Raw genomic sequence first — 23,296 nt, forward strand, 5'->3', positions numbered from 1 at the left:
TTAATTAAAATCTCGAAATCCGTTAGATATTTGTCGGTAAACCGCGACTGCTAACTGTGCACCCCAAATCGGAGCAACCCAGTAAACCCAGTGGTGTTGCCAAATGCCACTAATTAAGGCCGGGCCGAGCGATCGCGCCGGATTCATACTCGCTCCCGTAATCGGCCCCATAAATGCAGCTTCTAAGCCTACAGTCAAGCCAATTGCTATCCCCGCAAATCCGATATGAGCGCGCCTGTCAAGTCCCGAACCCAGAATCACAAACATCAGGATAAAAGTCAGAACAGTCTCTAAAATTAGAGACTGCAACCAATTGCCGTTAAGAGGGATAGTTGCACCGAGATTTGCCACTTTTCCTAAGGTAATTAGCAGCAGTATCGAAGCTGCGATCGCCCCTGCACACTGAGCCAAAATATAAGGCAAAACTTTGTATTTGGGGAAAAACCCGCTCGCCCAAAATCCTAAGGTTACGGCTGGGTTCAAGTGCGCGCCGCTGATATGCCCGATCGCGTAAATCATCGCACATACAACTGCACCAAACACCAAACTAACACCCAAATGAGTGACAGAACCACCGCTAATTTTGTTCACCATCACAGCGCCGGTGCCGACAAAAACTAGCATAAACGTCCCGAGGCATTCCGCGATCGCTTCTCGGCTGCAATCTCGATTTTTGCCCGAAGCTAACTTATCTGCTGTTGCACCCATCGCTGTTAACTCATTGGTTCACAACCATCATATCAAAAAAAATTGATATGTCAATCCTCTTGGCTCGTAGTGAGGACTTTAGTCCTTGGCTGGATGCGGACTAAAGTCCTCACTACGAACCTGTGGCGGTTACTTTAGGGGAAATGATATATTAATGAGTCAACCCGCATCAGCACAAGGGCGCGCCGGGAGCATCTGGCTGAAACGGCGATACTCAGCGAGGTACTGTTCCAGGGCGACAAACTGAGCTAAATTGAGGCTGTAGTAGATCCAGCGGCTTTCTTGGCGGCTGCGAACTAAATCGGCTTCTTTTAGGGTTTTGAGGTGGAAAGAGAGTTTAGACTGAGGTACACAAAGCCGATCGCACAAATCGCAAACACACAACTCCTGTTCGCGCAGCAACTCCAAAATCTGAATCCGCAGGGGGTCAGAAAGAGCGTGAAAGCCAGCAGAGACGAGTTTTTCTGAAATCTGCCGCGCAATCGAATCAGGCGTAACCGTAGATTTTTTAACCATCAATTACTTTGAAAAAATCCATACAAAACATCATCGTTTCTCAAGCTTCATCCCAAAATATTGGTGCATTTAGCATCAAGAAATTCTTCGGAGTCGATATTACTTGGGATTCTGTACCCGCGCCGGCACATCAGTCAATCCGGCTTTTTGCATCAGCGAAATCACCCCTACAGATACAATTCCCCCAATAACTACCCCAACAACTATCAGAATGAGGAATAATTTTTGCAGAGTCTTCTTAGTAGCGGGGTGATAGCCTTTCGGCAATCCTTCGCCTTGCTCGTCAAGTTCTTGCTGCAAGGGGTCTAGGGGATTTGATGGACTTGAGTTAAAAGGATTGGGCGGTTGATTCATGGCTGGTTATGCTTCGAGGATGTCAACAACTATTTTAACTTGCGATTTGCACGCAGGAACTTAAATAATAAATTCTGGTTTGAGTCAAGACTCTATAAAATTTATTAAGATGCCGAGGATTTTAGCAACATTATTAATAAAATATTCGTCTGTGTCAATTTCGATCGCAATTCCTGCAAGTTTGAAAAATTTCCAGATACTCCCAGTTGTCACAACTCCATAAATTGTCTGAATGTCATTTTCTTGACGCTGGTTAAATATTTGGGCTGCGATCGTTTCTGCCATGCACTGTGCTAAGCCGGATAGAATGTTGTCATTTTTGGCTTCCACCAAGGCGATAACTGGGGATTCGATGACTAGCTGTTCGGGCGATCGGCTAATCAAAAAATCGCAATAACCGCTCAAGCCCCTAGCAGGGTCTACATTGAACTCTCTACCTGAAAATAAACTCATCCGTTCCGGCAGCCGTTTTTTGATTTCAACTAATATCGGCGCTACAATTAGCTCGGAGCGAGCTTTCTCTGAATTAATTTCTAGTGCTAAAGGTAGATTGAATCGCAAAGTTTCTTGCAAAAAATTGCTGGGTTCTATTTCGGGAATTCCGGAAAACAAGCCAACTGTTCTAGTAAAACTTATGCCAAAATTTGTCTTAATTTGTTCGACGCTAAATTGACAGTAGGGCATTTAACTCCCTCTCCCAAAACAATAACTTTTTTCAAACATCGCAGCCGGGGCGGGTTGCTCTGATTGTACGGCTTAAATTAGATATTTTAGTCAACCCGCCCCGGCCAAATTTTACCAGAAAGAATTGGTTTAAAGCCGGAACCCTTGAAGGCGAGAAATTAAAAGAAGACTATTCATTACTCTAATCCTCTTCCTTCCAGATATAAGTCGCTGTCAACAGTCAACAGTCAACAGTCAACAGTCAACAGTCAACAGTCAACAGTCAACTGTCAACTGTCAACTGTCAACAGTCAACTGTCAACTGAAGATTCTGCTTTTGAAAGCCGATCGAGAGAAATTGTTGCCGCTTGAGATACTTGAGAATTTTTGTCTTTTTCTAAGTATTTCAAAGCCGAAACGCTCTTGACACTTGGCAAATTGCCCAAAGCTTCAGCCAGCCTCTGGCGGATCAGCCAATCTTCCGATTGAGCAAAGTTGAGGATGCGATCGATCGCGCCCATGTCCTTAATTTCTCCCAACGCCGAAATTGCCGCCTGCTGGATCACCACTTGCTCGCAGTCGAGAGCTTTCAGCAGCACATCGCGAGCCCGCGGATCTTTGAGATTTCCCAGAGAAACCGCTGCACTGAAGCGTACCAGCCATTGCGTATCTTCGTAAAAAGCTCGCACCAAAGCCTCAAAAGCTCTGATATCTTCCAGATAGCCCAAAGCACCCGCAGCATCAGCGCGAATCCCGTAATCCGGGTCAGTTTCTAGCAATTTGACTAAAATGGGATAGCATTCTGCTGTCGGTTTGACTCCGAGAGCAAACACAGCCATCGATCGCACTTGCAAACTTTCGTCGTTCAACACCTTTTTAATCAAAGGTACCGCCTCCGCAGCAGGTACGTTCCGCAAGTTTGCCAAAGCCACCATGCGATCGGCTGAATTTTCGCTTTCTAACTTGGCCGCAATTTGCTCTAAGCTTAAAGTTGTCATTATGGTATATCTTGTAGTAAAACTTTACATTCTGGTTATTTTGATTATAGGGGAGTCTCAGGAAAAAAGCAGGCAGTAAAAACCGCCCAAAAATTAGCGATGAGTGAGATTGCGGATTAGTGAGACTATTAATCTAAAGCTCAGATTGCATGAAAATAATCAATTACAAAGTCTATTATTTAAAATTCCACTACAGGCGAGGTGTTTGGGCCATTCCCTAAGGCGTTACCCGATCGTTATACAATTTTCGGAAAATAATACAACTGTAGGGAAACTCCAAACCCTTATGCAATAAGCAATTGCCAATCTAAAATCGATTTGCGAAAATCGAAAATGGTATTAGCCGCCCTCCGACAACCTGCAATTAACTATGCCCTTTTATCACCCGCCGTTTTACTCCTCAGCCTTGGAACAGGCGATCGACCGCTACCCCCTAACAGCCGGGCCCGAAACTTCCTTAGCAGTGGCGATCGCCCTGATGAGTCAGTTACAAAACAGTTGTCCCCTAGTCAAAGCAGCTTTAGTCTCTGACCGGGGGACGGTGACGGAATCCTCCGCGCCGGACAAGGTGCGGGCCCGCTGCGTGCTCGTCGTGCAGAACCAGCAGATTGTTACCACCGGAAATTTATCAGAAAACCCCAGCCGCGGGCTGTTAATCGGCATTTTAACTCCCGCCGACTTAGTGAGGCTGATCGCTTCAGGTACAATAGACAGCCAGCAAAAAGTAGCCCTGCACAAAATACCAATTTCTGAAGTGATGTCCCCGGTGTCGGTTTCCCTCACAGAATCCGACGACCAAGACGTGTTTACCGCTTTATCGTTATTTCGCCAGCACCGAATTCGCTATTTGCCTATAGTCAATCAATTTCGCCACTTGGTAGGAGTGCTGACGCGGGAAAGAATTCGCCAAGTATTGCAGCCTTCAAACATTCTCAAATTGCGGCGGGTAGCTGAATTGATGACTACGCCAATTACAGCGCCCCACACCGCCTCGCTGCTGAAAATAACCGAACTGATGTCCGCTCATCAAGTCAGTTGCGTAGTAATTACAAAAAACAAAGAATTGACAATGGAGAAACCCAAAGATGACTCTACCTCCATTTTTCAATATTCCTTTCACCAACCCCTGGGAATCCTGACCGAATACGACATCGTGCAAGCACAGTTTATCGAACTAAATTTCGAGCAAACTCCGGCTCAAAAAGTCATGAGAACTCCCCTGCAATTTCTGCAACCTTCCGATTCCCTGTGGACGGCGCACAAACAAATGCAGCACCAACAAGTGCAGCGGTTGGTCGTGTGCGGGGGGCGCGGCGAACTCTTGGGAATTATTACCCAAACCAGCTTGCTCAGAGTCCTCGATCCCACAGAAATGTACCGAGTTGTCAAACAGTTGCAGCAATCAGTTTATCAACTGCAATCGGAAAAATTGGAACTGCTGCAAAGCCGCAATGCTAAATTGGAGCAGCAGGTGCGCGAACGGACTGCCAAACTCCACGAACAGGTGCAGCGCGATCGGCTGTTAACTAAAATTTCCTTGCGGATTCACCAATCCTTAAACCTCGAAGAGATTCTGCACGCCAGCGTCGATGAAGTCCGGCAAGTTTTGCACGCCGACAGAGTAGCGATCGTGCGTTGGGAGTCGAGCAACTTTGGCATTTTTGTGGCAGAATCCGTTGCCGAAAATTGGTCTTCTATCTTGGGAGAAATCATGCCAGATAATATTTGGCAAGAAGACGCGCTGGCAATAGAAAATGAGATTTATGCAGTCGCCGACATCGACAAAGCTAGTTTTAGTCCCGAAAAATATGCGCGTTTCCAGCAAGCACAAATCAAAGCTTATTTAATTGTACCAATTTTGCAAGACGGCAATTTGTGGGGGATGATGTGCGTCCATCAGTGTTCAAACTCCAGGAATTGGCAGACTTCGGAATTGGATTTGCTGCTGCAACTGGCAACTCAAATCGCGATCGCCATTCAGCAAGCCCAACTATACCAACAAGTACAAAATCTCAATACCGATCTCGAATGTCAAGTCCAAGAACGCACCGCCCAATTGCAGCAAAAAATTCAGGAACTCCAGCATTTAAACGTCCTCAAAGATGAATTTCTCAGCACAGTTTCTCACGAACTCCGGACGCCTTTAGCTAATATGAAAATGGCAATTCATATGCTGAGAATTTCTCCAACACTAGATCGCCGCCAGATTTATTTAGACATTTTAGAAACAGAATGTACTAGAGAAACAGATTTGATTAATGCTTTACTCGATTTGCAGCGCCTCGAAGCAGCAACTTGTCCTATCGACCTCGAACCAGTAAATTTAGAAATCTGGCTACCTACAATTATCGACCCGTTTTACAGCCGCGCCCAAAACCGCCACCAGCATTTGCGAGTAGAGTGCGAACGCCAACTACCCACGATCAGTTCCAACCGCGCTAGTTTGGGCAGAATTTTAGCAGAACTGCTCAACAATGCCTGTAAATATACTGCCAATGATGGCCAAATCTCTGTCAGGGTAGAGTGCAAAAATCGAAAAAAGGAATATATAACACCAGAGAAAAATCCGCAACCAGCAAGTGTGATGATTTCCGAAATTCAATTTACACTCAGCAATCAATCATCCATTTCAATAGAAGAATTACCTCGAATTTTTGAGAAATTTTATCGAGTTCCCAACGCCGACCCATGGAAACAAGGAGGTACAGGTTTGGGTTTAGCTTTAGTTCAAAAACTTGTCGAACAGTTGGAGGGAAAAATTGAGGTAGAAAGCAGCAATGGCTGGACTAATTTTATCGTTAAATTTCCTACCCAGCCGGAGGGAAATTAGTCAGCCAGTCGATTTTAGATTTGAGACGGAGCCAGTCGATATCGTCGCACGAGCTGAGATATTAGATTTACTCACAGCGCAGTGAATCTGGGAATTTCAACTAACGCGTTCCCCGGCTGACAGAAGAATCTAAAATTTTCGGGTTGGGTCATCTTTTTTACTGATACCAAATTAGGGTTAGCTACCCCTTTGATCGATCGGTAATTTGTCCGATATCCCCCTCTCCCCGTCTCCCTTTGGAGCAATAGAGGGGGTTTGAACGCTGATTTATTTTCACTCTTTTTTAGGAGCTAGTTTGCGGATGCCAGACTCTACTGGTGCCAAATTCAAATAGTCGTTTTTCTCTGCCACAATTGATGGTTGAGATGCTTGATACTTTTTGCCTTTGGTGGGGTAATTGGCAACTGTGCCCAAGCAGGGGATGCCAAAATTTTCTAATTGACTGAAAACTTTTTTGACTGCGGAAAACTTTGCCTGACGAACGGCTACAACCATCAATATGCCATCTGTGCGCGCCGCTAAAAAATTCGCATCTTTGCTGTCAGCCAGCGGCGGCGTATCGTAGATAACTAAGTCAAATGTTGCGTGCAGTTCATCCATTAAATACTGCATCCCAGATGAGGCAAGCCGTCTGGCAGTACCCGGAATCGGAAGACCGGCAGTTAATACAAAAAGCTCGTCTTCTATACGCGATCGCTGGATAATGTCACTGGGTTCGCTTTTATTTTCGAGCAAATTGCTCAATCCCTTGACATTAGGCAAATCCAACAGCAAGTGCAAGCTGGGCGAATGCAAATTGGCGTCTACCAACAGCACTCGCTGACCCGCCAGCGCTGCCACGTGAGCTAAGTTTAAAGCAACGGTAGATTTGCCTTCACCAGCGCTAGCCGAACCCACTGCCACAGACTTAATCGTTCGATGTGAAGAAAGAAAGCGGATATTAGTATAAAGAGAGTCAAAAGCTTCTATAAATTCCGAAGCGATTTTTTTGTTTCCCTGCTGTCCTTCCAGATAAGCATAGGCATTGGCAATAGAAGGCGGAAATTTTTTAGCATTTTTGTCACGAGGAATTACTCCCAATAAAGGCGGGTCAAACGCATCTTTAACATCATCAGCACAGTAGAAAATATTGCGTAACTTTTCAATAATAATAGCCGTTAGCAGACCCAACACCAGCCCCCCAACAATTGCCATGAAAAATTTGTTGGCATTTTTCGAGGCAACGGGAATCGGTTCGCCTGTTTTGATATCTTTGGGTACCCGGGGCTCAGAAATAATTTCCCAAGGTACTTGACTTTGAGCTGCTTGGACGCGCAGAGTTTCCCGCTGAGTTAAAAGTTGATCGCGGCTGCGGGAGGCTATGTCTAATTGCTGTTGCAGTTCGTTGTAGCGGCGGGCTATACTGGGGAATTCTCTTGCTTGTCGGGTCAAATTAATTTTAGTTTGGGCGATCGCCTGACTGCGAGCTTCTAAAACTTGAACTTGGTTAGCAGTATCAACCAATTGTTTGATCAAACCGATGCGAATCGAATTTTGAAAATTCTGAACTTTAGAATTGGCTTCAGTGCCTACCAAATTTTGCCCCAAAATTCGCTGCGTTTGCTGGTTGAGCAAAGCTACTAAATTTGCCCGCTTGCGCTCTAAAGCTTCTACTATCGGGTTAGCAGATTTAAACCTAGCTGTTTCTACAGCAATCTGACCTTCTACTTCCTTAACCTTAGTCAGCAACTCTTTGTATTGAGGTTCTTCGCTTAAAGCTGAAGCAGCAATAGCTTCATTTGGTGTGAAATCTAATTGTTTTTGCAAGTTAGCGTACAGCGTTTTTTGTTCTTGCAGCAGCCTTTGAGTTTCTAACTCTAAAGTTTCTACGGTGCGAACTTGCACGATCAATTGCGCGCCTTGTTCTTTAGGATCGGTAATCTTTTGCTGCTGCTGTATCACCTGTAACTCCGACTTCAGGTCATTTACGCGCTTGTTGAGTCCCGGAAGCTGCTTTTCAATAAAATTAACACCTTGACCAATGCGAGTCTTGCGTTCGTCAAGGCTGTACTTTAAATATTTCTTTTTAACTTCTTGTAAAACGAACTCAACTAATTTATGATCTTGCCCCATGAAGCGAACTTCCAAAATTTTAGTTTGCGTAATCTCGTTGTCTCCGAGGCGCAACACGAGCAATCCTTTTTGAAGAACTTCCTCAGTAACTTCTGGATATTTGTTTTTGACTTGTTTAGAAATAGCCGACAGCATTTGAGGACTCTGGAGAATTTGAAGTTGAGTTGCATAGTCCAAACTAAAAAATTCTCGATTAGGCACTGCCCCCCCCTCGCCGCGATTGGCGAGGGCAGATGCGTCGGCAAGTCTTGCCTCCGTTGTCACGGGTTCCACCAGCATCCGAAAATCGCCTTGATATGTTTTCTTACCTTGCTTGATCTGAAAATAAACTGCACCGCCTGCTAGAGCGATAATCCCAATAATAACTATGGCTTGTCGCCCAAAAGTCCTGAACAACGGCTTGAGATTCAATCCTTTCTGAGGCGCCGCGCTTAACTCTTCTCCCTCGTCAACGGAAAATTGCTGCACCTGTCGGCTCTGGTTGCTAATGGGTACGATATGAGAGTCCTGTTCTGTTTCCATGTTGACCTCTTGGATATTTTTTTGGTAAAATCAGCTTTATTTTGCAAGCCTTCTGGTTGATGCTTTCACCATTGACTTCAGGATATCACAGGAAATTATCGGTCTGTTCTCCCTCCTTCTGATACTTCTGGCGATCGCATTTCACCCATACAATAATAACTAAATCCCTTTGTGCCGACTGCCAATTTTTTTTTACTAACTGAAGAGAGTGTTGTATCCGACTGAGTTTCTGTCTGCTGTGTGGTGGTTGTATTTAGGCTTGCTGCAAGGCACTGCCCGCGTTTTCGGATATCGCTGAGCGCGGCCGCCGATCGCACCATAACTTTACCAAACTTTTACAATTTGCCCTCACACCCGGGTCACAACGATCGCGCTGGTATTGCCTTGTCATCTCTGCCATTTTTGCGATCGCCACCAACGACAGCAGCACCTGTTAACTTACCCCCGAACTGACCAGCTAAAAAGTTTTGCATTTTCCACGTAGATATAATAATTAACATTATACTGCCGATTTTTCTCACCCTAAATAATCGAATTCATGTGCTAGAAAAATTTGTATCTGCTTTTAGTTATAAACTTTTTGACTAGCAGAATAATTGCTCGACTATACATAATGTGCAGCCTTGATAATTTTATCACAAACTACTCTCAACGGTAGGAAGTGACATAAAAATTAATAAATTGTGAGTTCATACTCGATCGACATCTCGAAAAAATCTAGGCTTCAAGGTGGCTGTGGGCTTCAGGATGGTGCTGGGCGATGTGATTTTTGGGTCGAGAAATAGGAGTTTCAGGGTTTTTCAACTGTTGCTAAAACCATCGCCACAATTCGCGATCCGACGGCGACGGAGAAGCTACAGCTACAGCAGTATCAAATGCGCCACAGGCTGTTATTTGGTGAGGCTGATTAGACTTGGATTCCATAAATCTTTGATACCAGATCGAAACAGATCCCGATCAATCCTCAACGCAGATAAATTTCTAAATAGGACAGTAAATTGGGTCACTTAAGTTGATTGTAGCTTATTGATTCTGTGCTTTCTTTTCTCGAAGTTTCAACAAAATTTCTGCATGAACTTCGCGGGTAATTGGATAAAAATATGTGAGAATCATGCCACCAATTAAAGCAATTGTGGGCAGTGGCCCGATCGCAACTCGAATCGCGAACAGTGCAGAATCCGGCTGTACGGGTGCAGCCTGTCCCTGAACGGTGGCAAGAAATCCAGCTCTTTCTAATGCTTGGCCTACCAACCACAAACCTACTGCCAAACCAATTTTTTGCAGCAATACCATAAACGAATAGAATACGCCTTCGCGTCTTTCTCCTGTTTGGAGTTCGTCGAGTTCAATCACATCCGGTATCATCGACCAAGGTACGAGATAAGCAGTGGAAACTCCGACACCAGCCATAACTGCTAACAGGTACATCTGGACTACTTGTCCCGGTTGCAGGAAAAACAGTCCGGCTTGGGCGATAATCCACAAACTCATGCCCATAAAATAAACAGCTTTTTTCCCATAACGTTGGCTAACTCTACTCCAAACAGATAACATGGCGAGTGCGGTGCCTTGAACGGCGATCGCAGTTTGGGTAAAAGTTGCTGGTGGCAGTTTCATCCAGTTGATGACAAAGTAAGGCAAAATCGAAGCAGTTAATTGCACTCCCAGCCAAGAACAGAGGTAAATTCCAATTACGTATAAAAAAGGGCGATTGTTAAAGGCAATTCGCAACTGTTCTCCTATCGGCAAGGATGTGGAATTGTCTTCTATTGGATTTTCTTGTAGTTGAGAGAGGACGTGTTTGCGGGTCCCGAAAAAGCACCAGTACAAAGGCAATACTGAAATGATTGTACAGAGTCCGCCTAATATTAAGTATTTTTGGATGTCATCTTTAACTAAGGCAAAGATAATTTGCGCGATAATTAAGGACAAAATGCTGCCGCCGATCGAGAAAGTAAACCGGAAACTGTTAAGGCTAGTGCGTTCGTTGTAGTCTTGGGTTAATTCTGGGGTGAGGGCTGTGTAAGGCAGGTTGACGGCGGTGTAGGCGGTGTTAAACAAAATGCCGATCGCCACATAGTACCAAAACAATATCGTGGGATCTTTGCTAGGCACAATCCACTGTAAAAAGAAGAAGATGCCGAAAGGAATTGCGCCGTATACCATCCAAGGATAGCGACGGCCCCAGGGATGAGAAGTGCGATCGCTCAAAACCCCCACAATCGGGTCATTTACCGCATCCCAAACCTTGCCGATCAGTAAAATGTTGCTAGCAGTCCCCGCAGCCAAACCCGCCACGTTGGTAAAGAAAAACAGCAGAAAAAACACCAGAACATTCGCAGTAATTGCGGGACCGAGGTCTCCCGCACCGTATGCTAACTTTGTGGAGAAACTGAGTTTTTTGCTTTGGGGGTTGTCGGCGGCTGGTTCAGGGGGGGAAGTGTTGCTCATAAACTTTTGTTTCGGGATTTTTGGGCAGTCGCAGTCTTTCCAGTAGGAGTATAACTCGCGTTAGGCTGTAATACTGAGTTTTTTTTGGCGATCGGGATGGTTTGGGTAATTGGGAATTGGGAATTGGGAATTGGGAATTGGGAATTGGGAATTGGGAATTGGGAATTGGGAATTGGGAATTGGGAATTGGGAATTGGGAATTGGGAATTGAATAGTAGAGACGCCTTTCGCCAATAATCGAAATAAACCCGTCTCACCCAGCGACTAATTGAAACTAAGATTTTGAAGAATTTTATTTTTTAGTTTTGATATTAAAATGACATCAATAATCACAAACATCAAATTACTAAGTTAGCAACCTAGATTTTGCTGTAATTGCTCCCACACACCACAAAATAGCATTGACAATCTCCGAACGCTGGATATCCTCATCAGCTAAAAAACTGGCAAATTCTTCATCAATATTCAGGTGGTCTGCAAAAGCATAAAGCACGCGCTTGTACTCTGTGGGCATTGGTGTTAATGTGACTTTTACTAAATTTAACAGCGCGTTCAAACAGTTAAGCATAATCCCTGATTCGTCAATATCTTCGGCATCGAGCAAGTACAGGGTTTCTGCAATGTCGCAAATAGCGTCTATTTGTGTTGGTGGTGTTCCGAGTTCGCTGACATCGATATCGCACAATTGGAGAGCGTTAATCGCTAGTTGTGGACGGGTAAAAAATACAAGTTGACCGCCGGCTACTAAAGGCGGTTCTTGTTCTCCATACACAATGAGAGTATAGAGATTAGGTACTTCGGTTTCGGGGTCGATGCGGAAACCGAAGAGCCACAGCAATTTTTCTCGCTCGGGGTTGGCTGTTTGCAGTTTTGTTGCGAAAAGTTTTGATTGTGACATGATTTGTTTGATTGTTACTAAATTTGTGCGATTAAACCCAGTTTACAGGGAAAATCTGGGTGGAGTGAGACATTTACAAATAAACGGGGTTTAACAAGGAGGAATGGGAAAGTTGTATGCTACAAATTTTGCTGGATGATGTCGCAGCATTCAGCGACGGTTGCTCTTTTTTCCATAGCTGCGACTAGGGCTTCGTAAGCTGATTGATGGCTTTCGATCAGGTTTTTGGCTCGCAGGGAACCCCAGTTTTGTTTGAGCTGAATTTCGGAAATTGGACGGCGCAGTTGTGTTAAAATTGCGCTGATTTTTGTGCGGTCTTCGGCTCCTCCTCTGGCGCTGCCGTAAACAAATTTTTCGGCGACTATTCCTGCCATCCACACGGTGCAGTATTGGTCTAAAAGTTGGACGGAAAGAGTGCCGTTTTCGAGTTGAGATGCTAGTTGTTCGTCTTCAAATCGGACGCCTCCTTGGGCTGTTTGACCTTGTTTGAATGCTTCAAGAGCGTTGAGGGCGTAGCTGGTGATGGGAATTCCCAACAAATGCGCTACGAGGAAGTGTCCGGCTTCGTGGTGGAGGATACGATCGCGCTTTTCTTGAGAACTTCCCCCCAGCAAATCTACTAATATTGTACCGCCTTGACCTTGCCACTGGAAACTGTCGAGGGTGGCTAGCCCCAAGAGGCAAAAGGTGGCGATCGCAGGTACGGCCTCTGGTATGTTGAATAGGGGGCCCAATATGATCGAAACGGTGATGGCGAAGATAGAAATAGCGATAATATTCAAAGAAGTGTCTTTCATAATTGCGAATTGGTAATTTAGTTGACAGTTGACAGTTGACAGTTGACAGTTGACAGCTTTGACAGTTGACAGTTGACAGTTGACAGTTGACAGCTTTGACAGTTGACAGTTGACAGTTGACAGTTGACAGTTGACAGTTGACAGTTGACAGCTTCTGGGTTTTGGGTTGACAGTTTTCTGTTGAGGGCTACCTCTGGCTAAAAGCAAGAGGATTGAAACAGTGAATAATTTTGTTTGATTTTCCCCAAGTAAGGAGTCGGCTTTAAACCCATTCTTCTTGGTAAGTGGGAATTGGTAATCGGGGACTGGTTTGAGAGGTAAACTCAGGTACATCGCGCGATCGCTTTGCCGCCGTGTCTGGTCGATCGCACCGCTGGGACTTCCGACAAAAAACACCATCTTCCAGTTTGACTGAAATTTGCAGGTCGGAAGCCATCAATCTTAAAAAGATATTAAAATAAATTAAAGTCAAGTAAAAGTGTTAGTGGAATCCTTCATGTCAGTTTTGGCAGCGATCGCAGTTTTAGGTATCTTGATTGTCGTTCACGAACTCGGCCACTTCCTGGCGGCGAGACTTCAACACATTCACGTCAACCGCTTCTCCATCGGTTTCGGGCCCATCCTGTGGAAGTACCAAGGCCCGGAAACTGAATACGCCCTCCGCGCCTTTCCCCTAGGAGGTTTTGTCGGCTTCCCGGATGACGATCCCGACAGCACTATTCCCCCGAATGACCCGAATTTGCTCCGCAACCGCCCTGTGATCGATCGCGCGATCGTGATTAGTGCAGGGGTAATTGCCAACTTAATTTTTGCTTACTTCCTGCTGGTGGTGCAATTGACCACCGTTGGCGCTGCATCCATGAACTACCTACCGGGAGTTAAAGTCCCGGAAGTCGCTGCGGAAGTTAGTTCGGCGGCCTTCCAAGCGGGAATTCGATCGGGCGACATTGTTCTGTCCGTTGATGGCAAGGAATTAGGTGCGAACCGCGAATCAATCAAATCTTTAGTCTCAGCCATCCAAGATCATCCCAATCAACCCTTGGCGTTAGAAATTCAACGCGAAGAACAAAAATTTGTGGTGACAGTAACTCCCGAATTGTCTGCCGACGGTAAAGGTAAAATTGGCGTGCAGCTAACTTCTAACGGTACTGTGGTGCGGCAGCGCGTCGGAATTGTAGAGGCATTTAGCCAAGCCGCGACAGAGTTTGAACGGATTGTAGTGCTCACGTTTCAAGGTTTTGCCCAGTTAGCTAGCAATTTCAGTCAGACTGCCGAAAAGTTGTCCGGGCCGGTCGCTATTGTGGCTATTGGTGCAGGGATTGCGCGATCGGATGCTGCGAATTTGTTTCAGTTTGCAGTGTTAATTAGCATCAATTTGGCTGTGATTAATATCTTGCCTTTGCCTGCTTTGGATGGCGGTCAGCTAGCTTTTCTGTTAATAGAAGGAGTGCGGGGAAAGCCTCTACCGAACCGCATTCAAGAAAATGTGATGCAGACTGGTTTGGTGCTGTTGTTAGGCCTGGGAATTTTCTTGATTGTTCGCGATACTGCTAATTTGGCTGGCTTTGATTTGATGCGAACTCTCCGACAGCAGTAGTCAGTTAACAATTGACAGTTGACAGTTGACAGTTGACAGTTGGGAGCAGTCATTAGTCATTACAAGACTGGTGACTGCTGAGTAATATAATAAATTAACCAGTAATATTGGAGAAATAGCAATGGTTACACAACTGCAATCTCCCGAAAAAGCAACAATCATCTACCCAGACGATAACGGCGAACCCATGTCAGACAATACCGAACAGTTTCGATTGATCGTTTGGATTAAAGAAAACTTAGAACTGTTATTTGCGAGCATAGCTGATGTTTTCGTAGCGGGAAACTTACTGTGGTATCCAGTAGAAGGAAATAACAAAATTGCTCAAGCGCCAGATGTGATGGTAGCCTTTGGAAGACCGAAAGGTTATCGAGGTTCCTACCAACAGTGGAACGAAGAAAATATTGTACCGCAAGTCGTGTTTGAAATTTGGTCGCGGGGAAATCGGCTGACTCCGATGCTGCAAAAGCTGAGATTTTATGAACAGTACGGGATAGAAGAATATTATCTTTACGATCCAGCAACTGTAGATTTGACTATATGGCAGCGGCGAGAGGATCGATTAGAAGCAGTCGAAGAAGTAAATGGCTGGGTAAGTCCAAGAATGGGAGTGCGGTTTCAAGTATCAGAAACTGAACTGCAAATATTCAAGCCTGATGGAACACCGTTTGTGAGTTTTGTGGAACTCGCTCAACTTCGAGAACAAGCAGAATTAAGGGCTGAACAAGAACGGCAAAGAGCTGAACAAGAACGGCAAAGGGCTGAGCAAGAACGGCAAAGGGCTGAGCAAGAACGGCAAAGGGCTGAGCAAGAACGGCAAAGGGCTCAACAAGCAGAAACTATGCTGGAGCAAGAACGATCGCGCTCGCAAGCTTTAGAAGCTAGACTCCGAGACATGGGAATCGATCTCAATCAATTGTAAATGACTCAGATCAAGTTCGATCGATTGACTGCAATCAGTAAGGTTCGTAGTGCGGACTTTAGTCCGTAGCATTTTGCGGACTAAAGTCCGCACTACGAACCGTTTTTGATCTGACAAATGACTAATGACCAATGACTAAAAAGTTAAGTTTAAAACAAAAATCGCTCGAAATTCTGATTCGCCTCAAACGGCTGTATCCAGAAGCCCCTTGCACTCTCAACTACGAAACTCCCGTACAGTTGATGGTAGCGACGATTCTGGCGGCCCAGTGTACGGATGAGCGAGTCAATCTGGTGACGCCGGCGTTGTTTGAGCGTTTCCCGGATGCGGAGGCTTTGGCAAATGCTGATTTAGATGAATTGGAGCGTCTCGTGCGATCGACTGGTTTCTACCGGAATAAGTCTAAAAATATTAAAGCTGCTTGTTGGGCGATCGTCAACAAATTCAACAATCAAGTACCGCAGCAAATGGAACTGCTGCTAGAATTGCCCGGAGTCGCGCGCAAAACAGCTAATGTCGTCCTCGCCCACGCTTTTGACATTCATCAGGGCGTGACGGTAGACACTCACGTCAAGCGTTTGAGTCAGCGTTTGGGATTGACCGAACACGCCGATCCAATTCGGATCGAGCGGGATTTGATGCTATTGTTGCCACAGCCGGATTGGGAAAATTGGTCAATTCGATTGGTGTATCACGGTAGGGCAGTTTGTAATGCGAGAAAGCCGATTTGCAATATTTGCGAACTTGCAGATTTGTGTCCTTCTGCTAATAGTTAGATTTTGCACTAATTTCAGGAACAGGCATCTTGCCTGTTCCACAATTCCGAGCTAGATCCCCCCTAACCCCGCTAAAAAAGGGGGGAACCAGAAATAAATCAAAGTCCCCCTTTTTAAGGGGGATTTAGGGGGATATGGCCTCTGAACGGAGCTAGATCCCCCCTAACCCCCCTTAAAAAGGGGGGAACTAGAAATAAATCAAAGTCCCCCTTCTTCAGGGGGATTTAGGGGGATATGGCCTCTGATGTGAACGAGAGATATAAAATTTTTTAAGCTTAAGTTCACACTAATGACATCTTGCCTGTTACCAAAAATCTTGTTAACAAAAAAACTAATTTAAATAAAAGTGATCTAAAACCACCAAAATATAGTAAAATGACAGATTGTGATTTATCTAAGGATATCAACAGATTATGGCTAAAAAGAGCATGGTCGAGCGCGAGAAAAAGCGCCAAAGACTCGTAGACAAGTACGCTGACAAGCGCGAAGACCTGAAAGACCAGTTCGACCAAGCTGCGAATCAGATGGACAAAATGGCGATTCACCGCCAACTGCAACAGCTACCCCGTGGCAGTTCGCGGACTCGCTTGCGTAACCGCTGCTGGGCAACTGGTCGCCCCAGAGGTTACTACCGCGATTTCGGGCTCTCTCGCAACATGATGCGAGAAATGGCTCACGAAGGTCTCTTGCCCGGTGTTGTGAAGTCTAGCTGGTAGCAACAAGAAGGAAGTTCGGCAACGGATTTTTTAACGGATTTAACGGATAGAAGAAAGAAGGGTTTAGTTATCGTTGCGAGAGAGGGAAGAAAGAAGAAGGAATGAAGAAAAACTTATGAATAATCGGCAAGATTATATTTGGGTTTATTTTTGTTTCAGACTTTATTCCTTCTTCCTTCTTCCTTCTTCCTTCTTCCTTCTGCCTCTTTCTTGCTTCATTGGCCGCAGCATTTATCGATGCCGAGACTTTCGAGTAATAAGTCGCTGACGGCATTGGCGATCGCAAATTCGCCATAAAAGCTTTTAGAAAAATCATAGGCCTGCATTTCGGTGACGATCGCAATTACGAGGCTACCCAAATCGTTTTCGCCTTCCATGCGCTGGCGGAGGTAGATTTGGGCGGCTCTTTTAGCTATTTGCTGGTTCGCGGCTTCTGGGATAAACTCGGAGTCTAGCCATGCGAGGAGTGTTTCTTGCAGCCATTGGCTTTCTTGTTCGGGGTTTTGGGCGGGCGGCAAGGTAATAGGTTGGATGGTTTCAGACATGATTATTCCTAATTGCTAATGTTGACTTTGAAAAGTTAGCCGACAAATGACTACTGATAAATTTATGCAATATGATATACCGTCAATTATACAGGGATACGCGCAAGGCTACTTCTTGATGGCCAATGATGGCGAGGAGAGTCTGGGGTGGTATTCCAGCCGCCAGCGGGCGCTGATACCGCTGGATGAGAGATTTACCTATCCGCGATCGCTGGGCCGGGCCTTGAATCAAAATCGGTTTTCTGTGGCTGTGAACCGCGATTTTGGGGCGGTGGTTGAGGGTTGTGCCGATCGAGAAACAACGTGGATTTCTAAGGAGCTCAAGCAGATTTACTGGGGTTTGTATGAGGCTGGTTGGGCTTACAGCTTCGAGACTTGGTGCGGCGACGAATTGGCGGGCGGTATTTTGGGATTGTCTATAGGCGGCGCGTTTATTGGGGAATCGATGTTTTACCGGATTCCCGAGGGTTCTAAGGTGGCGATGGTGAAGTTGGTGGAGAGATTGCGCGATCGATCTTATCTACTTTTCGACGCTCAAATGAACAATCCGCACTTGGAAAGATTCGGAGCATATACTGTCAAGGAAAAACTGTATAATACTATTTTGCAAGAAGCTTTAAAGCGTCGCTGCTCCTTATTTTGAATATTCTCGGTAGGGAAACGACACTGCCGTATCCTCACCCGATATCCCTACTTCAAACAATAGTATAATCAAGCAGAGATACTTCTCGGAGATAACAAATATGCAAGTCACAACCGAAGAAATTATTTATCCATCGAGCGACGGTCAACCAATGGCAGACAGCACAATACAATACAAATTAATTGTCACAATCAAAGAAGGTTGCGAATCGCTGTTTCAAGATGACCCCAACGTATTTATAGCAGCCGATTTACTGTGGTATCCGGTTGAAGGTAGACCAGATATTTCTCAAGCACCGGATACGATGGTGATATTTGGCAGACCAAAAGGCGATCGACGTTCCTACATACAATCTCGCGAAGACAATATTGCCCCGCAAGTCGTCTTTGAGATTCGCTCCCACAACGATAGCAACACAAAAATGAACAAAAAACTTTCATTTTACTATCGTTATGGAGTCGAAGAATATTACCTTTACGATCCAGAAAGAAATGAGTTGGAAGGTTGGCAAATAATTGAAGGAAGCTTAGAAGTAATTGAACAGATGGAGGGATGGATTAGTCCGAGACTGGGAGTGCGGTTTGAGTTAGGCTCAGAAGGATTAGAAATTTATAAACCTGATGGAGAAAAGTTTATTTCCCCTTCCGAAACAAATGCACAGCGGCTATTAGAGCGACAGCGCGCCGGACAAGAATTTCAACGCGCCGAACGTTTAGCCGCCAAACTGCGCGAATTGAACATCGATCCCGATAGCATTTAAACCATAATCAATGCTAAGAAACCTGGTTTTTTTGATGAATCCGGTTTCTGGGGATTGCGGTTTTTTCTGGTTTTAGGACTTACCCATCAAGACCAAAGAAACCGGGTTTTTTGAGATTTTACCGACTGTAACGAAGTTTTCTCGAAAAAACCCGGTTTCTGAGCGCGCATTTCTGACTCCTCGAAACCGGGTTTTTTGAGATTTTACCGACTGTAACGAAAATTTCTCGAAAAAACCCGGTTTCTGAACACACATTTCCGACTCCTCGAAACCGGGTTTTTTGAGATTTTACCGACTGTAACGAAAATTTCTCGAAAAAACCCGGTTTCTGACCACCCGTGCATAAGTCTCATTCTTTTAACCGAGAAATAGCCCCCGATCGCAAATCCCGTATACTACAATATATAATACAGATATTAGAGCCAAAATCCTTGGGGGTGCAAAAGAATCCTAATCGCGGCCCCATGAATGTGCAAAAATACTGAAGCCAACTTTATTAAACTCTGCACGGAGCAATTGCTGTGGACTCCAGATACAACCCCCAATCCATAGAAGAAAAATGGCAACAGACATGGGCTGAGCAAAACTTAGACCAAATGCCGGAAGATACCGAAAAGCCTAAATTTTATGCTTTATCCATGTTCCCCTACCCGTCGGGAAGCTTGCACATGGGCCATGTCCGCAACTACACAATCATCGATGTAATTGCCAGACTCAAGCGGATGCAAGGCTATCGCGTACTCAATCCCATGGGATGGGACGCTTTTGGTTTGCCGGCAGAAAATGCGGCCATCGAGCGCGGAATTCCCCCCGCACAATGGACTTATCAAAATATTTCCCAGATGAAAGGCTTATTTCGCCGCCTGGGTATTTCTTTCGACTGGACAAAAGAAGTTACAACCTGTTCTCCCGATTATTATCGGTGGACTCAGTGGCTGTTTTTGCAATTTTTAGAAGCAGGATTAGCATATCAGAAAGAAGCCGCAGTTAACTGGGATCCGATCGACCAAACTGTCTTAGCCAACGAACAAGTAGACAACGAGGGTCGTTCCTGGCGTTCCGGTGCCAAAGTCGAGCGCAAATTATTGCGGCAGTGGTTCCTCAAAATTACCGATTACGCCGAACAGTTATTAAACGACTTAGATAAATTGCCAGATTGGCCCGAAAGAGTCAAATTAATGCAAGCCAACTGGATTGGTAAATCAGTCGGCGCTTACTTAGAATTTCCGATTGTCGGCATGGATGAAAAAATTGCCGTTTTCACGACCCGTCCCGATACAATTTATGGCGTGAGTTACGTTGTTTTAGCACCGGAACATCCGTTAACTCAGCTCGTGACCACCTCCGACCAAAAAGCTGCTGTTGATACCTTCATCAAAGAAGTTGCATTGCAAAGCGAAATGGATCGCACGGCCGATGACAAACCGAAGCGCGGCGTCCCCACAGGTGGTACAGTAATCAATCCTTTCAACGATGAAGAAATCCCGATTTGGATTGCCGATTATGTGCTGTACGAATACGGCACCGGCGCAGTCATGGGAGTACCCGCCCACGACACGCGAGATTTCAAATTTGCCAATCAATATGAACTACCAATTAAAGTAGTAATTGTCGATGATGATGAAAATCCGCTGACGGAAGCTTACACCGAACCAGGAATTATGATTAATTCCCAAAGCTTCAACGGGATGGATTCAATTAAAGGTAAAGCCGCAATTATTCAAGCTGCCGAAAATTCAGGTTGTGGCAAAGCGCGAGTACAATATCGCTTGAGAGATTGGCTAATTTCTCGTCAGCGTTATTGGGGCGCTCCGATTCCGGTAATTCACTGCCCGAAATGCGGCACAGTCCCCGTCCCGCAATCGGATTTACCCGTATTATTGCCGGAAAATGTACAATTTACTGGCAAAGGTTCGCCCTTGGCAAAAATGCCGGAATGGGTAAACGTTCCTTGTCCGAGTTGCGGCACTCCGGCGCAGCGCGAAACTGATACGATGGATACTTTTATGGATTCATCGTGGTATTTTTTGCGCTATCCTGATGCTCAAAATTCAGAGCAAGTCTTTGATACGGCGAAGACGAATGATTGGATGCAGGTAGACCAATATGTCGGCGGAATCGAGCACGCAATCCTGCATTTGCTGTATTCGCGGTTCTTTACGAAGGTTGTGCGCGATCGGGGTTTAATCAATTGCGATGAACCATTTAAACGCCTATTAACCCAAGGCATGGTACAAGCAAAAGCTTACAAAAATCCTGTAACTGGCAAATACGTTGCTGCATCAGATGTAGACCCCGAAAATCCTAAAGATCCGCAAACAGGAGAAGCTTTGGAAGTCTTCTATGAGAAGATGTCTAAATCTAAATACAACGGTGTTGACCCCTTGGAAGTTATGGGGAAATATGGGGTTGATACGGCGCGGATGTTTATTTTATTCAAGGCACCACCGGAGAAGGATTTAGAGTGGGATGACGCTGATGTGGAAGGACAATTTCGCTTTTTAAATCGCGTTTGGCGCTTGGTAACAGAGTTTGCTGCACTAGACAGGGCGGGCCAGGGGGCACCGCCCCTACAAGCGGGTGAGAAAGATGCGCTGAGCAAAGTTGAGAAGGATTTGCGGCGGGCGATTCACACTGCAATTAAGGAGGTTCGAGAAGATTTGGAGGGCGAGTATCAGTTCAATACTGCTGTTTCCGAAATGATGAAATTGAACAATGCGCTGGCTGATGCTAAATGTAAGGATTCGCCTGTTTATGCAGAAGGAATCAATACTTTAATTTTGCTGTTAGCGCCTTTTTCACCGCACATTTCTGATGAATTGTGGCAGTTGATTGGTAACAGCGAATCTGTCCACTTGCAAGCTTGGCCTGTTGCCGATCCGTCTGCTTTAGTTACCGATGAAATTACGCTGGTAATTCAAGTTATGGGTAAGACGCGCGGCACTATTCAAGTGCCTTCTGGCGCGGATAAAGCTGCTTTGGAAAACTACGCCCGTGAGTCTGATTTGGCGAAGCGCCATCTGGAAGGTAAGGAGATTAAAAAGGTGATTGTGGTTCCTGGAAAGTTGGTTAATTTCGTTGTAGCTGGATAAATAGGAGAAACCCGGTTTTTGAACTCAACCGGGTTTCTGATACTTGCAGTCAATGGTTCCTAGTGAGGATTTTAGTCCTTCTTTAGCTAAGTCAATGGTTCGTAGTGAGGACTTTAGTCCTTCTTTAGCTAAGTCAATGGTTCATAGTGAGGACTTTAGTCCTTCTTTAGCTAAGTCAATGGTTCATAGTGAGGACTTTAGTCCTTCTTTAGCTAAGTCAATGGTTCATAGTGAGGACTTTAGTCCTTCTTTAGCTAAGTCAATGGTTCGTAGTGAGGACTTTAGTCCTTCTTTAGCTAAGTCAATGGTTCGTAGTGAGGACTTTAGTCCTTCTTTAGCGCGGACTGAAGTCCTCACTACAAACCGATTTTGTTGGTGCTTTAAGGGAGATAATATTTATTTTTTATGCTGTTAAATCACCGATAGTTTATTGTACCGCCATGAGCAAATTACCAAAGAAATACAGACATTTGCATAAATGGATATTATTTTTGGTGAAATTTTGGTCGATCGCCTATATCGTCTCTTGTATACTGTTGTTTAGCCTGCAAACTCGTCTCATCTTTAGTCCCACAGGTGCGATTGCCAAAACACCCGATGCTTTCAACATCCCCTACGAAGAGGTCTGGTTGCCACTTAACGGGCGATCGCCCAAAACGGCAAAAACAGACAAAATTCACGGTTGGTGGCTGCCAGCCGCCAATCCACAGCCGCTAGGAACCCTATTGTACCTGCACGGTAAGGGTTTTAACATCGGTACGAATATCAATCAATCTTACCGCCTGCGACAATTGGGTTTTTCGGTATTGCTTATAGATTACCGGGGTTACGGGCGCAGTCAAGGTCATTTTCCCAGCGAAGCTCAGGTTTATGAAGATGCAGAAACAGCTTATAATTATTTAGTCAAACAGCGGCAATTGTCGCCTAGCGAAATCTTTTTGTACGGTCATTCACTCGGAGGCGCTGTTGCTGTAGAATTAGCAGTTGCACATTCAGAAGCTGCGGGATTAATTGTTCAAAGTTCCTTCACTTCGATGCTGGATATGGTAGAACGCCAAAGTTTGATGCGGCTGTTTCCGGTGCGGCTGCTGCTGACACAAAAGTTTGATTCTTTGAATAAAGTCAAATTGCTCAAAATTCCGGTTTTGTTCGTTCACGGAACTGCTGATACTTTGATTCCCGCCGCGATGAGTAATAAGTTGTATGCTGCTGCTGATGAACCTAAGCAAATTTTGCTGGTTCCTAATGCTAAGCATAATAATGGAGATGCTTTTTTTAACAGCAGCAAATATCGCGAAACAATTGTTGATTTTGCGAAAAAATCTCAAATTAAGATGAATAAATAGGTTCGTAGTAAGGACTTTAGTCCTCTCTCATTGAAGGCGGAATGAAGTCC

At 45.1% G+C, this 23,296-nt stretch carries 21 protein-coding genes; 10 read left to right on the forward strand and 11 right to left on the reverse strand.

Going from position 1 to position 23,296, the window contains the following annotated elements; all coding sequences use genetic code 11:
• The 5 genes from QZW47_RS13780 to QZW47_RS13800 all read right to left on the reverse strand — a co-directional run bounded on the left by QZW47_RS13780 (position 1) and on the right by QZW47_RS13800 (position 3,239).
• The gene (locus QZW47_RS13780; RefSeq protein WP_293128011.1) at positions 1-708 is read right to left on the reverse strand and encodes an MIP/aquaporin family protein; all 708 of its coding nucleotides are present in this window, start codon (positions 706-708) and stop codon (positions 1-3) included.
• A gap of 159 nt (positions 709-867) precedes the next feature.
• Positions 868-1,224, reverse strand: coding sequence for a metalloregulator ArsR/SmtB family transcription factor (locus QZW47_RS13785; RefSeq protein ID WP_293128012.1), 357 nt, complete (start codon positions 1,222-1,224; stop codon positions 868-870).
• A gap of 99 nt (positions 1,225-1,323) precedes the next feature.
• On the reverse strand, positions 1,324-1,578 hold the full coding sequence (locus QZW47_RS13790) for a hypothetical protein (protein ID WP_293128013.1): 255 nt from the start codon (positions 1,576-1,578) through the stop codon (positions 1,324-1,326).
• Positions 1,579-1,662: 84 nt separating this feature from the next.
• Positions 1,663-2,262, reverse strand: a complete 600-nt coding sequence (locus QZW47_RS13795) for a hypothetical protein (RefSeq protein WP_293128014.1) — start codon at positions 2,260-2,262, stop codon at positions 1,663-1,665.
• Between the two features lie 290 nt (positions 2,263-2,552).
• On the reverse strand, positions 2,553-3,239 hold the full coding sequence (locus QZW47_RS13800) for a HEAT repeat domain-containing protein (protein WP_293128015.1): 687 nt from the start codon (positions 3,237-3,239) through the stop codon (positions 2,553-2,555).
• Positions 3,240-3,609: 370 nt separating this feature from the next.
• On the opposite strand from QZW47_RS13800, the gene QZW47_RS13805 reads away from it, so the two are divergent.
• Complete coding sequence (locus QZW47_RS13805; RefSeq protein WP_293128016.1) at positions 3,610-6,069, forward strand: CBS domain-containing protein; 2,460 nt, start codon at positions 3,610-3,612, stop codon at positions 6,067-6,069.
• A 273-nt stretch (positions 6,070-6,342) separates the two neighbouring features.
• On the opposite strand, the gene QZW47_RS13810 is transcribed toward QZW47_RS13805, so the two are convergent.
• The 3 genes from QZW47_RS13810 to QZW47_RS13820 form a co-directional block, all read right to left on the reverse strand.
• Positions 6,343-8,703: a tyrosine-protein kinase domain-containing protein gene (locus QZW47_RS13810; protein WP_293128017.1), complete on the reverse strand. Its 2,361-nt coding sequence runs from the start codon at positions 8,701-8,703 to the stop codon at positions 6,343-6,345.
• Between the two features lie 359 nt (positions 8,704-9,062).
• Positions 9,063-9,203, reverse strand: a complete 141-nt coding sequence (locus QZW47_RS13815; RefSeq protein ID WP_293128018.1) for a hypothetical protein — start codon at positions 9,201-9,203, stop codon at positions 9,063-9,065.
• A 523-nt stretch (positions 9,204-9,726) separates the two neighbouring features.
• Positions 9,727-11,154, reverse strand: coding sequence for an MFS transporter (locus QZW47_RS13820; RefSeq protein WP_293128019.1), 1,428 nt, complete (start codon positions 11,152-11,154; stop codon positions 9,727-9,729).
• Between the two features lie 96 nt (positions 11,155-11,250).
• Between QZW47_RS13820 and QZW47_RS13825 the strand changes: the two genes are divergently transcribed.
• Entirely contained in the window at positions 11,251-11,391 is a 141-nt protein-coding gene (locus tag QZW47_RS13825; protein ID WP_293128020.1) for a hypothetical protein, read from the forward strand.
• 109 nt (positions 11,392-11,500) lie between these two features.
• Here the strand turns inward: QZW47_RS13825 and QZW47_RS13830 are convergent, their stop codons facing one another.
• Both QZW47_RS13830 and QZW47_RS13835 read right to left on the reverse strand, forming a co-directional pair.
• Positions 11,501-12,052 carry a hypothetical protein gene (locus QZW47_RS13830; RefSeq protein WP_293128021.1) on the reverse strand — a complete coding sequence of 184 codons (552 nt, stop codon included), beginning with the start codon at positions 12,050-12,052 and terminating at the stop codon, positions 11,501-11,503.
• Between the two features lie 119 nt (positions 12,053-12,171).
• A complete protein-coding gene (locus QZW47_RS13835) occupies positions 12,172-12,849 on the reverse strand; it encodes an ATP-dependent Zn protease (RefSeq protein WP_293128116.1) in 678 nt (225 codons plus the stop codon).
• Between the two features lie 496 nt (positions 12,850-13,345).
• Between QZW47_RS13835 and rseP the strand changes: the two genes are divergently transcribed.
• The 4 genes from rseP (at position 13,346) to rpsN (ending at position 16,860) form a co-directional block, all read left to right on the forward strand.
• Positions 13,346-14,446, forward strand: coding sequence for an RIP metalloprotease RseP (gene rseP / locus QZW47_RS13840; RefSeq protein ID WP_293128022.1), 1,101 nt, complete (start codon positions 13,346-13,348; stop codon positions 14,444-14,446).
• 121 nt (positions 14,447-14,567) lie between these two features.
• Complete coding sequence (locus QZW47_RS13845; RefSeq protein WP_293128023.1) at positions 14,568-15,368, forward strand: Uma2 family endonuclease; 801 nt, start codon at positions 14,568-14,570, stop codon at positions 15,366-15,368.
• A 131-nt stretch (positions 15,369-15,499) separates the two neighbouring features.
• The gene (gene nth, locus QZW47_RS13850; protein ID WP_293128024.1) at positions 15,500-16,144 is read left to right on the forward strand and encodes an endonuclease III; all 645 of its coding nucleotides are present in this window, start codon (positions 15,500-15,502) and stop codon (positions 16,142-16,144) included.
• Positions 16,145-16,557: 413 nt separating this feature from the next.
• Positions 16,558-16,860: a 30S ribosomal protein S14 gene (gene rpsN / locus QZW47_RS13855; RefSeq protein ID WP_265235916.1), complete on the forward strand. Its 303-nt coding sequence runs from the start codon at positions 16,558-16,560 to the stop codon at positions 16,858-16,860.
• A gap of 215 nt (positions 16,861-17,075) precedes the next feature.
• On the opposite strand, the gene QZW47_RS13860 is transcribed toward rpsN, so the two are convergent.
• Positions 17,076-17,405, reverse strand: a complete 330-nt coding sequence (locus tag QZW47_RS13860; protein ID WP_293128025.1) for a hypothetical protein — start codon at positions 17,403-17,405, stop codon at positions 17,076-17,078.
• Positions 17,406-17,469: 64 nt separating this feature from the next.
• On the opposite strand from QZW47_RS13860, the gene aat reads away from it, so the two are divergent.
• From aat to QZW47_RS13880, 4 genes are all read left to right on the forward strand, one after another.
• Positions 17,470-18,048 (forward strand): leucyl/phenylalanyl-tRNA--protein transferase, encoded by a 579-nt coding sequence (gene aat / locus QZW47_RS13865; RefSeq protein WP_293128117.1) that lies wholly within the window; start codon positions 17,470-17,472, stop codon positions 18,046-18,048.
• 100 nt (positions 18,049-18,148) lie between these two features.
• The gene (locus QZW47_RS13870) at positions 18,149-18,808 is read left to right on the forward strand and encodes a Uma2 family endonuclease (protein ID WP_293128026.1); all 660 of its coding nucleotides are present in this window, start codon (positions 18,149-18,151) and stop codon (positions 18,806-18,808) included.
• A gap of 521 nt (positions 18,809-19,329) precedes the next feature.
• Complete coding sequence (gene leuS, locus QZW47_RS13875) at positions 19,330-21,900, forward strand: leucine--tRNA ligase (protein WP_293128027.1); 2,571 nt, start codon at positions 19,330-19,332, stop codon at positions 21,898-21,900.
• Positions 21,901-22,340: 440 nt separating this feature from the next.
• Positions 22,341-23,246: an alpha/beta fold hydrolase gene (locus QZW47_RS13880; protein WP_293128028.1), complete on the forward strand. Its 906-nt coding sequence runs from the start codon at positions 22,341-22,343 to the stop codon at positions 23,244-23,246.
• Positions 23,247-23,296: the final 50 nt, after the last annotated feature.

It is taken from the genome of Microcoleus sp. bin38.metabat.b11b12b14.051, assembly GCF_013299165.1.
Lineage (GTDB): Bacteria > Cyanobacteriota > Cyanobacteriia > Cyanobacteriales > Microcoleaceae > Microcoleus.